This window comes from Halomonas salinarum, assembly GCF_012062845.1.
Lineage (GTDB): Bacteria > Pseudomonadota > Gammaproteobacteria > Pseudomonadales > Halomonadaceae > Onishia > Onishia salinarum.
In genome coordinates this window covers 1-14519 of the sequence record NZ_WWNB01000032.1, presented here as the reverse complement: position 1 = coordinate 14519, position 14519 = coordinate 1, and the positions used below count along the sequence as shown (strand labels likewise).

Below are 14519 nucleotides of genomic sequence, written 5' to 3'. Positions count from 1 at the left end.
TTGTCGTGGCTTGCTTATGCAGCTTGATGTCCATGAACCTGCTCCCGAATGAATGGCTGAAGAAGCTCTCTGGCGGCTAGCAGAGGATAACTTCTATAGGCGATTCGATTATCAGGGACCCTACACCCATGCGGTTCTGATGATTGGTCGCCCCTTCCCTCCAGCGGGTCCCGTCGAGCCGGTTCCCCACCTTCCCCAGTACTATGAGCGACTCCGACTCCCGCCTTTCCGTCCGGCTGGCTCCTTGTGATCGCCTGGCCGTACCCCCTAAGTGCCTACACTTCGATCCCAGCACCATCAGGCACGACAGCACTGGGCCTGGAGCTTTTGGGACAGGCAGCCCCCGCCTGCTCTCTTGCCTTCGGAGGAGAAAGACGGGCCTCCCAGGTTCCTGGGAAACCCTTGTGCGAACATGCCCTGCTCTCCGACACCGGTGACCTTTACCCGCAAAGCCAGTTGAGCGGGTCAATGTTGCCTTCCAGGGCAGCAAAACTGTCGGCGGTCACATAAACAATAATTTCGGTGCTCAATCACACGGCCTATTCGCTCGCTGTCTACGTATATGGAGTCCTCCGGCTTTTGCCAGTCATTTACTTAACGTTCTTACGCCGCAGAAGGCGATAACCAGCGGGATCGTATTCAGCGTTTTGCAAGTTGGTGTGTGAGTGGTTTCAGACATTGGTACGCCTGTCGGCTGCAAACCGCAGGGAGTGTGGAGCCTGAAACAGTCCCTGCCTTCATACACGGTCTTTAAGGTTATTATATCTGCTATATATGTAATGGCTTTACCCCAGACCGCAGATGGCCGCATCAAGATTTCTCGCCGGGGGCTTCGTCGCTCGGGGCTTCACCTGAGCGCTTGTCCTTGGTTTTTACGCTCCGGGCAATATCCTGATGGCTGATAACCACCACCTCTCTTGGCCACCAGTCGGGGTGATGGTCGCGGATGAACGCCAAGAGTTTTTCTCGCACGTGCATTTCCGCAGTCCATCCGGACATGGGGTCAGTGGTCATCAAATAACAGGTCACGGTTTGTGCCGTTCCGGATTGCTCCGTGACATAGCACAGCAGCTTATGGTGCTCAATAATGTCGTCTTCCTCTTTGGCGACCTCTAAAAACTTTTCTCTCAATACCTCTATGTCGGCGCTTAGGTGAAGGGTAAGCGTCAAAGACCGGTACATCTTGATGCCCTTGACCGACAAGTTATCGAAGGGCCGAGTAACAAAGTACGTTACCGGCACAATCAATCGCCGATCATCCCATACCCGCAAACGAATAAAGGTATAGAAAATACCTTCCACATAGCACCATTCGCCTTCGAATATCACCAGGTCGCCAATCCGAATGGGCTTGGCAAGCGACAACTGAAACGACGAGACAATATTGCCCAACACTGCCTGACCGGCAACACCCACCAGTACCGCCAACACGCTGGCAGACGCCAAAAGCGACATACCCAGGGTCTCAAACAGCTGAATTTTCCCCAGGATATAGACCGTCACGACCGTCACCGTGATCAGAATAATGATTCGGCGCAGGGCATAAAGCGTGGTGAGAAACTTGCGATCATCCTTGGAATCGGTGTCATCGATTGCGCCGACCAAACGCCGCGTCATCCCCAGCATCAGGGTATCCACAAGGCGCAAGGCGATGGTCCCGATGCCCCAGGCCAAAATGCTGATCAGTACGACACGAAAGGTCGTCGTCGCCACCGCCGAAAATGACACCACATAATCCAGCAACGTTTGCGTGACCAGCGACACCACCACCAGCGCCATGGGTACGCCAATCTGGTCAGCAAAAATGCTTATCCCCCCGGAAGGCAGCCATTTCGCCAGCAACCCGATGAACCGACAAACCAGCCAGCCGACAAACACATTGAGAAGCAGAAACACCGGAATGGCGATCCACTCCCAAATTTTCAGCAGGCCAAATGAGCCCTGGAATCGCTCGGGGATATATTCTTCCAGCATCGACGGGCCGAATCGCTCATAGAGCAACGGAATGTACGTCACGCTGATGGGCATGATCAGCCACACCGGCTCCTCTTCACCCACACGGTATCGGCCTAGCCGAATAGCGTAAGTTTCGCCGCGGGTACTGAGCGACGCCAATTCAACGCTGCGGCGTACTTCGCCCGCCCGGGGGGATTGGCCCGAGGCGTCTACTATCATGGCGTCTTCACGCCCTGGGAGGTCCGATACACTCAACCACTCGCCACGCTTGAGAACCTCCGCCATCTGGCGGGCTAATTCAGCGCCTTGTTCGCGCTGTTCCTGTTCAGAGAACTCAGCGAGGTTGAGCACATGGGCGGCCGCCTCATACTCCTCTTGGTCATTTAAATTCAGAAAGCTTCGGACCGCCTCTCTAGGCGTTACCCGGCTCACTTCCTCGGGGGCTTCGCCGAGCCCGGCATTGATGGAATCAACGCTGAACCACTGGCGGTTCTCACCCCCGCCTTCTTCCTCTTGAGTTTGCGCCGTACAGAGACTAGAAAAGGTTAATGTCACGATCAACACTAACCATACGGGCCACGCGCGTTTTGCTTTCATAGAGGCCTTATTATTGAACCTGAATCCGTGAAGCCGATGCCGACACTCTCCCCTCGGGCACCACCGTGGAAAGCCCCAAATTGTCAGCCAACAAGGCGATAAAGGTACCACCAATAGACAGCACGCAAAGGACCAGCGGCTTAACCCACAAGCGCTCTTTAAACCGACTGAAAAAAAGCGCAGCCTGTCCATGGTGAACCGTCTGGGCAATCGCACGTCGAGATTCGTTCGCAATTGAATCATAAAGGATGATTCGATATAGCTGGGCATTTGGCCGGAGGATGCAATGCCCCAGACTGCTGTGCCGATCCTGGACATCTTCGCAAGCGTTACCGATCCGCGTCGTCCCAGCAAGGTGCAGCACCCCTTGCCCGACCTGCTCACCGTCGCCGTCTGCGGCGTCCTCGTGGGCACCGACACCTTTGAAGAGATCGAACTCTGGGCCAAGGAGAAGCTCTCCTGGCTCCGCCAATATCTCAGTTTGCCCAATGGGGTCCCGTCGCATGACACCTTCGCCCGGCTCTTCGGCCTGATGGATCCACACGAGTTTGAGGCGGCTTTCCGCCGCTGGGTAGAAGGCATCTTGCCCAGCGTCTCGCCACAGGTCGTTGCACTGGATGGCAAGACCAGCCGACGGTCGGCCAAGGCCTGCGCAAGGCGAAAGCCAACAATCCTTCGGCCAAAGCGACATCCTTGGCCAGCAGGATGGTCGCCAAGGTTGAGCCAAGAGCGACGGTCACAACCAGATCGAAGGCGTTCATCTTGGAGAGTGTCCGCTTCCCCGACATACGAAGGAACACCACGAGAGCCACGTAAGCCAGCACCCCGACTACCAGGGTGCGGAACAAACTATCCCATCCACTAAACAGCATCTGTTTATTCCGACCGACAGCCAGGCAGCATCATTTAGCTGGTGGGCCTATTTCACGGGAGGAGTGGCGATGTGCCGCCACGGCATCGATTAAGGTGGGCGCGATTCCGGCTGCATCGGCGCTATCCGCTATCAAGATGCCCGGGTCTTGCCCCGCGGTTGAGTCGATGCCCGCCATTTCCAGCAGCTTCCGCCCGGCACCCAGCGCAAGAATCGTTTTGCAGTGCTTGAACTGATCTTTGACGAACTCCATTGGGTCGCCGTTATCCACCAGCGCCTGGACCGCCTCACTGCCATCGGGTATGACGAGCGCATCGAACAAAAACCCCGGCGCATTCTCCATCGATTTGTCCGCTTCTATTTCCTCGCCTGTTTTATCGCCAGAATCACCGACGCCGACAAATAAGCCTACCTTTGGCCCCACGAAATGCACCACGGCCCCCGCAACGGTAAGCGCACTATGAAGGCTAGCAAGCGACGCATAGTGAACGCCGTCCTCGACCAATACGGCAATCTGGCGTGTTCGAACGCCGCCTTCGCCCGGTAGCGACATCATCGACAAGGCCGGGGATTGGTTCACTTCAGCGGGCTCGGGGTTCTCCATTGCCTTCGGCATAGCAGCAGGCACTGCCATACCCAAACCATCCGCGACCTTGGCGGCCAGGTCCGGTGACACATTCACCAGCGAGGACAACATTCGCTCACGGATGGCGGGCACGCCGACCTTGCTCAGTTCGAAGCGGAACCCGGCCACAATATGCGCTTGCTCGACCGCCGACTGACTATTGAAGAACAGGGTAGCTTGGGCATAGTGCTCGGCAAATTTTTCCGGCTTGCCACGGACTTTGTCTTCGGCATTGGTAACGGGAAAAGACACGAATCCGCTGGGTCCGGTTTGGCTGGCTCCGCCCTGGAATGGGCAGCCACCGGCCAAGGAATTCGGTTCGTAGGCAACACGCCCGCGATGTACCGCCTGACGATGCAAACCATCGCGCTGGTTGTTCTGTACCGGCGCAAGCGACGTGTTGATGGGGATTTCGTGGAAATTGGGGCCACCGAGCCGGGTGATCTGCGTATCGGAATAGGAGTGGATACGACCAGCAAGCAAAGGGTCGTTGGAAAAATCGATGCCAGGCACGACGTGGGCCGTGCAGAATGCAACCTGCTCGGTTTCCGTAAAGAAATTGTCCGGGTTACGGTTCAACACCATACGACCGACCGGCGTGACCGGCACCAGTTCCTCCGGCACGATTTTGGTCGAGTCGAGCACATCAAAGCTGAAGCTCTCGGCCTGTTCCTCAGTGAATATCTGCAGACCCAGCTCCCATTCGGGGAACTCGCCGGCTTCGATGGCTTCCCATAGATCCCGCCGATGAAAGTCCGGGTCCGCGCCGGATATCTTCACCGCTTCGTCCCAGACCAGTGAATACGTGCCCTGCATCGGCGTCCAGTGGAACTTGCAGAATACCGATTCGCCCTGTTCGTTGACCAAGCGGAAGGTATGCACGCCAAAGCCCTGCATCATTCGATAGCTGCGCGGTATACCACGATCCGACATTACCCACATCAGCATGTGAGTGGATTCCGGCATGAGCGACACGAAATCCCAGAAGGTGTCATGGGCAGACGCCGCTTGCGGCATACCGTGATGGGGTTCCGGTTTGAGGGCGTGGACCAGATCGGGAAACTTCATCGCATCCTGAATAAAGAACACCGGTATGTTGTTGCCGACCAGATCCCAGTTGCCTTCATCGGTATAGAACTTCACCGCAAAGCCACGGGCGTCGCGGGCGGTGTCTTTTGAGCCGCGTTCGCCAGCCACGGTGGAGAAACGCGCAAACACGGGCGTTATTTTACCTTTCTCAGCGAACGGCGCGGCGCGGGTGTATTGGGTCAGCGCGTCATAAGCTTCAAAGTACCCGTGCGCGGCTGAACCGCGGGCATGGACGATACGTTCGGGGATGCGCTCGTGATCAAAATGGGTAATTTTTTCCCGCAGAATGAAATCTTCAAGTAACGATGGCCCACGCAGCCCGGCTTTCAGGGTGTTCTGATTATCGGCAATGCGAACCCCCTGATTGGTCGTCAGCGGTTGGTCGCTGGGGTCGACTTTGAACTGGTCGAGCGGCGCGATGGTTTCGTTCGTGCCGAGCGCTGCTGGACCGCCAGTTTTTGTCGTCCCGACCTCCTCAGTTGTCGTGCTCGCCGTCAACTCACTGGAGCCCGGCTTCACCGTCTCCCCGGCCGGTGGCGCCACGGCGTTGTCGCGACCGTGTTCAAGCGCCTTCGTCCGGTTATGGGGCATCGCAGCGACGAAATCATCGCTTGCCAGGCCCTGCTTCGCGACGACGTCGTTAGTTCTGAGCACTTTCTTTTCTGTAGCCATGATGTTCTCCGAGTAAGCGGGGAATGTGGACCATCGAGAGGCTGCTCGTACCGATAAGCCCTAGTGGATCTTCACGCTACGGGTAAGCGCTGTCCGTTCGGTAACGAACGCTTGCACTTGGTGCGATAGCGCACTGACGCGGCTAACGCCGACGGGTGAAGCTGACAGAAGCACTCGGTGCTCAGTCAAACTAGGAGGCTGTCGGGTTTTCGATGTTATGGGTTAATCCCCCCTCATGCCGCCATCACTGGAACGCCGCCATGAGCCGCTTCATTCCCGTTGACCGCCAGACCGACTTTCTCTTGCCACCCTCCGTGGACGAGTGGCTGCCCGACGACCATCTGGCACGTTTCGTCGTGGAGGTGGTCGAGCAGCTGGATCTCTCGGCTCTGACTCGTCGGTATGCCGGCCGGGGACACAAGGCGCATCACCCTTGGGCCTGATGGTCTACGGCTATGCCACCGGGGTGTATGCCAGTCGCAAGATTGAGCGTGCCACCTATGATTCGGTGGCCTTCCGCTACCTGGCCGCCAATACTCATCCCGATCACGATACGTTGGCGACCTTCCGGCGGCGCTTCCTGCCCGAACTGGAGCAGCTGTTCGTCCAGGTGCTGCTGCTGGCCCGCGAAATGAAGCTGCTCAAGCTCGGCACCATCGCCCTGGATGGCACCAAGCTCAAGGCCAACGCCAGCAAGCACAAAGCACTGTCGTATGGCCATGCCAAGAAGTTGGAGGCCCAGTTCAAGGCCGAGGTGAAGGCGCTGACCCAAAGGGCTGAATCGGCGGACAAGGAAGGCGCCGCCGATGGCATGGACATCCCTGCCGAGATTGCCCGGCGCGAACAGCGCCTGGCGGCGATTGCCGAGGCCAAGATCGAAGCACGAGCCGAGGAACGTGAAGCGTCCGCGGTCGTCGCTGAAGCCGAGAGTCAGGTGGAGATGATCCTGGCGCTGGCGGAAGCCAACGGGATGCTGGTTCAAGACCGCCGGCGCCTTGAGCGCGAAGCCGAGGTCATTGTCGACGGTGACGCTACCGGACACATACGCCACACATGATAGGTAAGGAGTCGGCGATGGATTTAAAAAGCGGGCATCCGTTTTGGGCCGTCAAGAATGGCCTGATGGTGGCTTTCCCACAGCTTGATGCCGACGTGAATTGCGATGTAGTGGTAATGGGCGCCGGTATCACCGGGGCGCTGATCGCCGATGAGTTAACTCGCCATGGTCACGATGTCGTCGTGGTCGATCAACGCGATGTCTGTTGGGGCAGCACCTCGGCCAGCACCGCCTTGCTGCAGTATGAAATCGATACCCACGCGACAGAGCTCGCCAAACGTTACGGCCAGGCCTCAGCGCTTCTGGCCTACCAATCTAGCTTGAGCGCGATAGGTGAGATCGGCGAACTGGCTCAAGAGATCGGCGATGTCGATTATGCCACCTGCGAAAGCCTGTACTACGCCAGCAACCGTCCTGATCACTCACGCCTGGCGAAGGAGTTTGCCTGGCGCAAACAGCACGGCTTTCCGGTTCGCTGGTTGAGTCGCGCCGCGCTCAAGGAGGAGTACGGGTTGACCGCCCCCGCTGCCATTCTCAGCTCGGAGGCCGCCCGGGTTGATCCCTACCGGCTCGCCTCAAAACTGCTGGAAAGGATGCAGCAAAAGGGGGCACGTGTTTTTGATCGCACGGAGGTAACCGCCCTCACGGAGCACGCAGGTGCGGTAGAACTCACCACCGAAAGCGGCATGACGGTCAGGGCGAAACATGCCGTGATCGCAAGTGGCTATGAATCCCAATACTGGTTGCATAAGCGCGTGGCGAAAAATCTCAGTAGCTACGCCTACATTACCGACCCCGTCGATCCAGCTGAGCTTCGATGGTTGGCAAACTCGCTGCTGTGGGAGTCCGCCCGGCCGTATATTTACATGCGCACAACCGGCGACGGACGGCTTCTGGTCGGTGGCGAAGACGACGAAAGGGACATCCCGAAGCGTCGGGATCGCATGGTCGACCGTAAGGCGGCAACACTGCAGCGCAAAGTCGCCCGCTTGCTTCCTCACCTACACGCACAACCGGCCTTTGCCTGGGCGGGCACGTTTGCTGAAACCAGCGACGGACTGCCGCTGTTCGGTCAGCACCCTCAATACGGTCCGCGCGTACTATTCGCGCTGGCTTACGGTGGCAACGGCATCACCTACAGCATGCTCGGCGCCGGCTTGCTGCGCGCGCAGATCGAAAACCGCACGCATCCATTGACCGAGCTGTTTGCCTTTACCCGTTTGGGATGAACCAAAAAAAACAGAGCTTCGCATACGTTAGATAACGCACAGACCAAACCTCGAGCTTCAACTAACTTGTGAACCTAACGCTGCCTTTGCATGAGTTCATGCCATGAGTTCACGGCAATAGGCAGAACCCAAGCGAAAACATTATCTGGAGTTCAGCTTATGAATAAGGATCAAGTCGAAAGCCGTGCGAACGAGGCGAAGGGAAAAGCCAAGGAAGTGGCCGGCAAAGCAAGCGGTGACAAAAGTACGGAATACAAGGGTAAAGCCGAGAAGCATAGTGGCAAGGCTGGAGCCGTATTAAGCGATGTCAATGGCGATCTCAAGGATAGCAAGAAGGAAAAGCAATAGGATTTAACACAACCCTGAATCCGTGAGACCAGCCCCCTGAAACGCTTCTAAACCACTGACCTGCATGGCAATATAGCGAATATCGCCATTCACCCAGACAGTACCATGCCCAACGTCAAGTGAAGTGGCCCCCGAAATTCGGACCAGGCGCTAAGCTCTGATCAGACCGACCAGGAGACTCTGATCATGAGCAAGGCCCGTCGCCTCCGCGATCTGTTCGTCCGTCAGCACACCCAACCGAATAAGGTTACAGGTCGTCTGTTCGGCACGAAGTTGCTCACCTTCCTAGCGACCTTCCTGCCGTTCTTTCTTCGCCCAGTTTTCCAGATTTTCTGCCAGCATGTCTCTATCCTCCACCAAGCTGTTGAACTGCTCAAGGTTAACGCCAGCCCCGAGCCATTGAAGATGGCGCTTCAACCAGCGGGTAATGATGGCGTCCGTGCGTTCCTTGTGAGGATCATTCTGGATGATCGCCACAATCCGATCGACGGCCCGTTGTAGGGCAGCTCGACTGCCCACAGCGTTTTCGATACCGAACACCCCATTCAGAGGGGTCTGCCGCCGCCCTAGTTCCTCGGCAGTATAGCGGCCCTCATCGATTAGGTAGTATCGCAGGTGCGGCTGATAGACCCGGAAAAAAGCTGGTGGTTCCGGCTGTACCATGCCGTAGATATCTTGCTGTACCGTCCAGCGATCCGAGCCGTTGTAAAGCACGATGGGCAGCACCGGTGGCAACCCTTGGCGCTGCGTCGTGACATGGGTCTTGAGCAGGTGGTCAATTCGGAAAATGCGCGGGTCCCACTGATCCTGAATCCCATATCGTCGTTGGGGATATAGAGGATAGTCGAGACAGGGTCATAGGCCGGCGCGAGTGAGGCGTTTTGCCGTTCGGGATAAATGAGTGACCAGTTCTTCATGTGCATATCGCCGTTTCCCGTCAGAACGCAGAACACAAGACCCCGGATGAATTCAGCGATATCGGGATCGCTAGTCTCGGCGGCGAGCACCTATGCGATATTGAATAGGGCTGCCGTTTTGCCCTTACCCAGTAATCGGTCACGCCATTCAGCAGGGCTAGCTCGGCGATCGAGGCGCCCCCCTGAAGTGGGCCTTAAGGACGGTGATGATCCGCGTTTCGGAATGACGGTTTCGAGTCATCGCGAGACCTCCTGCTATCGGGGTAAACGTAGCGGAGATCTCACCCGGTGGACCGGCTTCTGGGGAGAAGGTCACAATTACGCAGCTGGCCTTAGTATGGCCTTCCAGCAGCATATTAAGCCCGACCAACCCGCCAGGCACGGATACCGCTTATGTCACGACTGCCCCTCTGAGCAGAGTTCACACGGACTTCTCACACCAACTATTCCACTGGCGCGAACAGTAACGCCAGATCCTCTTCATCGAACAGGGGACCATCGCTCTTCTGTTCCCTACCGCCCTCCAGGATCGAGGCGGCCAGGTCCGCCTTGCGCGCCTGCAGGTCGAGAATGCGCTCCTCCACGGTGCCGGCACATACCAGCTTGTAGACGAACACCGGATTCTGCTGTCCCATGCGATGAGCACGTCCGGTCGCCTGAGCTTCCACCGCAGGGTTCCACCAAGGATCATAGTGAATCACGGTATCTGCTGCGGTGAGATTGAGACCGGTGCCGCCGGCCTTGAGGCTTATCAGGAAGACCGGGACCTCGCCCTGCTGGAACAGCGCTACCCGCTGGGTGCGGGTCTTGCCCGGAGTGTCGCCGGTAAGAGTCGTGTAGGGGATGTGGTTGTCTTCCAGCGCCTGGCCAATCAGCCCGAGCATCTCGGTGAACTGCGAGAAGATCAGGATGCGGCGCCCGTCCTCGATCAGCGGCGGCAGCAACTCACGCAACTGCTCCAGCTTGGCTGAGCGGCGCACCTCCTTCGCGCTGTCCAGCTTGACCAGGCGAGGGTCACAGCAGGCCTGACGCAGCTTAAGCAGCGCATCCAACATCACGATACCGGAACCGGCCAGGCCACGCTCGGCGATGGCCTCTTGCACCCGTTGGTGCTGGGCCAGGCGCAGACTCTCATAGAGATCGCGCTGGCCACCGGTCAGCGCGATCTCGCGACGCGTTTCGGTCTTATCAGGTAGCTCGCTCAGCACCTGCTGCTTGGTTCGGCGCAGCATCAGCGGCGCGATGCGCCGCGAAAGGCTCTGGCTCAGCGATACGTCGCCGTCCTTCTCGATCGGGGTGCGAAAATGCTGCCCAAACCACTGCTGGCTGCCCAACGCCCCCGGTGCCACCACATCGAGCTGGGCCCACAGCTCGCCCAGATGGTTCTCCAACGGCGTTCCTGTCATCGCCAGCGCTCGTTCCACGGTGAGCTCGCGCACGGCGCGCGCTGTCTGGCTCGCCGCATTCTTGATCGCCTGAGCCTCATCGAGCACCAACAGACCAAACGCCTGCTCGTTCAACAAGGCCACATCGCGAATCAGCAACGGGTAGGTGGTCACCACCAGGTCGGCCTGGGGGAGGGTCTGCTCGATCAGCTGGTGACGCCGGACCTTGCTGCCCTGCAAGGCGATCACCTTCAAATTCGGGGCGAAACGTGCGGCTTCGGCACACCAGTTACCCACCAGGCTGGTCGGCGCCACGATCAGCACTGGCCCTTCCAGCGCACCACGGGCACGTTCATCGAGTACATGTGCCAGCACCTGAACCGTCTTGCCGAGCCCCATGTCATCGGCGAGGATGCCACCGGTGCCGAGCTCGGAGAGGAAGCGCAGCCAGGCCACGCCACGGGCCTGATAGTCACGCAGCTCTCCGGCAAAGCCTGGTGGCTGGGGCAAGCTGACGGGGAGCTCACGCAGGCGTTGAGCCAAGGCGGTCACGTTCTCGCGCCCTGCCCAGCGTTCATGTTCAGCCAAGGGCGCAAGCTGTTCAGCCGCTGTCAGCGGCAGCTCGAGCGCCGCCTCGGGGTCGCTTTCATCCCCCAGCCAGTCGAGGATTGGCGCCATCAGCGTCCGCAGCTTGGCTAGCGGCAGCACCAGCTGCCGGTTATCCGGCAGGCTCAGCGTCCACGTCGCATCCTCCGCTTCCCCTTCACTTGCTTCCAGCGGAAAATCCTCACGCGCAAGGAGCTGACGCAGGATCGGCAGCAGGTTCAGCCGCTCCCCTGCCACCTCGATATCCAGCGCCAGATCGAACCACCCATTGCCCGCTGGCTCCAGTTCGCCATGCCAGCTCTCCGGTTCAAGGCGGACTGGCTCCTCAGGAAAGTCATCGCTCAGCACGACCAGGCAACCCGCCTGACGCAGCTGGGCGATCATATCCCACCAACCATCGGGTGCCGCCAGGTGGGTCGGCCACTCCACGGCGCTGGTCGGAGGCGTGCCATCGATAGGCAGCAGCAACGTCCAGGGCGGTAGCTCCAGGTAGTCGGGGACCGCATCGATGTCGATCAGCCGCTCCAGCGTCACCATTCCTGGTGGCAGATCGCGCACCAAGGCTCGCTCCGCTTGAGGATCGCGCGTCATCGTCAGCCGCTGACCGTCTCGGAAGCCCTTAGCGACCTCGCCTTCTTCGGGTGGCACCTCGATCCCGTCATAGTCAAAGCCGACGACCGCCGCCCCTGCCTGTATCCAGCGCGGCAACCGCGCACCATGACGGAGACCGATTTGGCCTTCAGCCACTGTCATGGTCACCTTCAATCGCGGTGCCACGTCGTCCAACGTCTGCTCAGATACCTGGCTCGGCGCCGGAAGTGACTCCCCCACCCTTTCCGACTGACGCAACCGCTCTCCCAGCCAATCACTGATTTCGGGTGGTACCGACGGTGCCCGGTGTAGCATGGCCAACAGCCCAGGATCGCCGTCCATTCGGCCAAACCGGCCGCGCTCGGGATCGAGATAGCAGAGCTCGCGACCGGCCCTGAGGATGATCGCCTCCGAGGAGAGTATGTCCGACGGCGTCGTCGACGCCTGAAGTTGCTGCACGCCCTGTTCATCTACCTGCCAGCTGGGCACCAAACGGCACCCTGGCCCATACTCCAGCTGAGGTCCCGTCTGCTTACCGTAAAACAATAGCGGCGGCATATCGCTCTCTAGTAATGCCCATAGAGCCCGCGCCTGAAACGGTTGCGATATCAGCGCCCTTGGAGACTGACCGCTCGTCCAGGGCATCTCGACCTTGCCGTGCAACAACAGATCGATCGCGTCTTCCTGCTCAGTCACCCAGCCCGCCTCGGGAGCCGGTAATAACTCCCCCGAGGCACTGACCTCGATGGCGCGCGGAGAGACCCAGCCACTCCTGTGGCTGCGTTGCTTGGATGGTCGCAGCCATACGGGAGTCACCGTCAACGTGGAGGTATCGGCATATCGACCGCCGCCATCCAAAAACAGTCCAAGTCGATACTCGGCGCCAACGAGTTTTCCCTCAGGCAGTGACGTCGCGGTCTGCTCCCATTGACTAATCCAGTGATCCCACTGTTGCTTGAGCACACTCGTCTCATCCGCGCTTGATGGCGCATCCGCCTCGAATGACGTGTCTTTTCCATGACCCAGTTGATCGAGAAACGTCTGGATCAGTGCGACAGCATGTTTACAGCCAACACCCACGGGGCAGCTGCAGTCCGTCGTCAACGCTCCATCCTGACTCAACACGTCGATCTCGACCCGAGTCTGATAAGGCCGCTTGTGGCTGCCTTCTACGTTGCCGCTCAGTGCCACCCGCTCCTTCTGGCGCTGCAGGTCCAAGTCTTCCAGCACGCGCTGCTGTTTGGCATACCGGAGACCCCGCTGCAGCGCTCCGCCATCGAAGCAGCCCTGCCAATCGCTCTGGATCAGCGCGATGAACAACGCCAGGGAATCGTTTGTAAAAAGAGCACCGGACACGGACACGCCTCTAGGTCAAAATCTAAAACATCTATTGGACCGAAGCTGTCATGAATTGACAACCGTTACGGGAGTTTCAGATCGTCTCCTGCTGATCGCGTTCCTTCCCGCTCGGGCTCACCGCCGCCCAACTTTCGTTGGTCCCTGACACGAGCGATGCCTGTCAAGCTTGTTGGAACATGGAATCAGGCGGCTTCTAATCGCTGATCGCGTTGAACCAGCGGGTCTTCCTGGTCTGGGTTCAGCCAGACCGTTCGGCGCGACGTCCAGTTGCGGGTGGCACCGCTCCACCGACCGGAATGTTGTCGTTTCACCTCGGCATAGATGGCGTCTCGCCTGGCCAGCCCCTCGTCATCCTGGTCGGCATGCCGCTCACCCGGGGTGACGAACCGAATGGCGCTGTGGCGGTGCTCGTGGTTGTACCAGTGCACGAAGCCGGTCACCCACTGCTGCGCCGCTGACAGGCTCTCGTAGCCGTCCATCGGGTAGTCGGGCCGGTACTTGCAGGTCCTGAACAGCGACTCCGAGAAGGCGTTGATGCTCCTATATCTGTCAAGTCGCGTATTCAGCTACTTGGGGGCCATACCGCAGAAGACGATAAACCTCACGAATGATGTAACGCTTGATGCAGCCCTCGCGCAGCACGGCGCGCTGGATGACCCCGCTGCTGTTGGCCATGGACTGGCTCTTCGTCGTTGGGTGTGGAATTCGCCCCCTGATCTGGGCCAGGATATGACCTCCACTTGAACAGGAGGCATGGCATGGACGCCACCCAGATTCTGACCCTCGGCCTGGGCCTGGAAGCGCCCTGGATCCTCAAGGACCAACACCTGGATACCTCCGTGTCACCCCACCGCCTGGATCTCTATGTCGAGGCCGAGCGGGGAAGCCTCTACCCTTGCCCAGAGTGCGGCAAGGCCTGCCCGGCCCATGACTTCGCCGACAAGACCTGGCGGCACCTAAATTTCTTTCAGCACCACTGCTACCTGCATGCGCGAGTGCCTCGCACCAAGTGCCCCGAGCATGGCGTCAAGCGCATCGAAGTGCCCTGGGCACGGCCCGGCAGCGACTTCACCCTGTAGTTCGAGCAGGACGCCATGTCACTGGTCAAGGAGATGCCGGTGCTGGCCGTCTCCCGGCAACTGGAGATCTCCGACAAGCGCTTGTGGCGCATCGTGCACCACTACGTCGGCCGCATGCTGGGTGAGCTGGACTTGTCC

The 14519-nt window shown here is 59.0% G+C and carries 8 protein-coding genes and 5 pseudogenes; 5 read left to right on the top strand and 8 right to left on the bottom strand.

Annotated features, from left to right (window positions below):
- Positions 1-810: 810 nt before the first annotated feature.
- Complete coding sequence (locus HF027_RS15205; protein ID WP_168017091.1) at positions 811-2553, bottom strand: mechanosensitive ion channel family protein; 1743 nt, start codon at positions 2551-2553, stop codon at positions 811-813.
- Between the two features lie 286 nt (positions 2554-2839).
- Here HF027_RS15205 and HF027_RS15200 point away from each other — a divergent pair.
- Positions 2840-3199, top strand: a pseudogene (locus HF027_RS15200) (ISAs1 family transposase); the annotation flags it as partial.
- Positions 3200-3218: 19 nt separating this feature from the next.
- Here the strand turns inward: HF027_RS15200 and HF027_RS15710 are convergent.
- Positions 3219-3425: pseudogene (locus HF027_RS15710) on the bottom strand (DUF421 domain-containing protein); the annotation flags it as partial.
- A gap of 30 nt (positions 3426-3455) precedes the next feature.
- Positions 3456-5810, bottom strand: coding sequence for a catalase (locus tag HF027_RS15190; RefSeq protein WP_209316472.1), 2355 nt, complete (start codon positions 5808-5810; stop codon positions 3456-3458).
- A 260-nt stretch (positions 5811-6070) separates the two neighbouring features.
- On the opposite strand from HF027_RS15190, the pseudogene HF027_RS15185 reads away from it, so the two are divergent.
- From HF027_RS15185 to HF027_RS15175, 3 genes and pseudogenes are all read left to right on the top strand, one after another.
- Positions 6071-6750: pseudogene (locus HF027_RS15185) on the top strand (transposase); the annotation flags it as partial.
- A 134-nt stretch (positions 6751-6884) separates the two neighbouring features.
- Positions 6885-8096, top strand: coding sequence for an NAD(P)/FAD-dependent oxidoreductase (locus tag HF027_RS15180; RefSeq protein ID WP_168017089.1), 1212 nt, complete (start codon positions 6885-6887; stop codon positions 8094-8096).
- A gap of 159 nt (positions 8097-8255) precedes the next feature.
- Positions 8256-8444: a CsbD family protein gene (locus HF027_RS15175; protein ID WP_168017087.1), complete on the top strand. Its 189-nt coding sequence runs from the start codon at positions 8256-8258 to the stop codon at positions 8442-8444.
- Positions 8445-8729: 285 nt separating this feature from the next.
- Here HF027_RS15175 and HF027_RS15170 read toward each other — a convergent pair whose 3' ends face one another.
- From HF027_RS15170 to HF027_RS15795, 5 genes and pseudogenes are all read right to left on the bottom strand, one after another.
- Positions 8730-9215, bottom strand: a complete 486-nt coding sequence (locus HF027_RS15170; RefSeq protein ID WP_280730192.1) for an Rpn family recombination-promoting nuclease/putative transposase — start codon at positions 9213-9215, stop codon at positions 8730-8732.
- A 23-nt stretch (positions 9216-9238) separates the two neighbouring features.
- Positions 9239-9451 (bottom strand): annotated as a pseudogene (locus HF027_RS15920) (HipA domain-containing protein); the annotation flags it as partial.
- Between the two features lie 353 nt (positions 9452-9804).
- The gene (locus HF027_RS15160) at positions 9805-13299 is read right to left on the bottom strand and encodes a DEAD/DEAH box helicase (protein WP_168017085.1); all 3495 of its coding nucleotides are present in this window, start codon (positions 13297-13299) and stop codon (positions 9805-9807) included.
- Between the two features lie 185 nt (positions 13300-13484).
- Positions 13485-13838, bottom strand: coding sequence for an integrase core domain-containing protein (locus HF027_RS15155; RefSeq protein WP_280730191.1), 354 nt, complete (start codon positions 13836-13838; stop codon positions 13485-13487).
- Between the two features lie 13 nt (positions 13839-13851).
- Positions 13852-13977: a hypothetical protein gene (locus HF027_RS15795; RefSeq protein WP_280730190.1), complete on the bottom strand. Its 126-nt coding sequence runs from the start codon at positions 13975-13977 to the stop codon at positions 13852-13854.
- A gap of 83 nt (positions 13978-14060) precedes the next feature.
- Here HF027_RS15795 and HF027_RS15150 point away from each other — a divergent pair.
- Positions 14061-14519 (top strand): annotated as a pseudogene (locus tag HF027_RS15150) (helix-turn-helix domain-containing protein); the annotation flags it as partial.

Bases quoted from the DNA above. Each gene is read 5' to 3' on its own strand.
- HF027_RS15175 (WP_168017087.1), top strand. From the start codon at position 8,256: ATGAATAAGGATCAAGTCGAAAGCCGTGCGAACGAGGCGAAGGGAAAA.
- HF027_RS15205 (WP_168017091.1), bottom strand. From the start codon at position 2,553: ATGAAAGCAAAACGCGCGTGGCCCGTATGGTTAGTGTTGATCGTGACA.
- HF027_RS15795 (WP_280730190.1), bottom strand. From the start codon at position 13,977: ATGGCCAACAGCAGCGGGGTCATCCAGCGCGCCGTGCTGCGCGAGGGC.
- HF027_RS15190 (WP_209316472.1), bottom strand. From the start codon at position 5,810: ATGGCTACAGAAAAGAAAGTGCTCAGAACTAACGACGTCGTCGCGAAG.
- HF027_RS15180 (WP_168017089.1), top strand. From the start codon at position 6,885: ATGGATTTAAAAAGCGGGCATCCGTTTTGGGCCGTCAAGAATGGCCTG.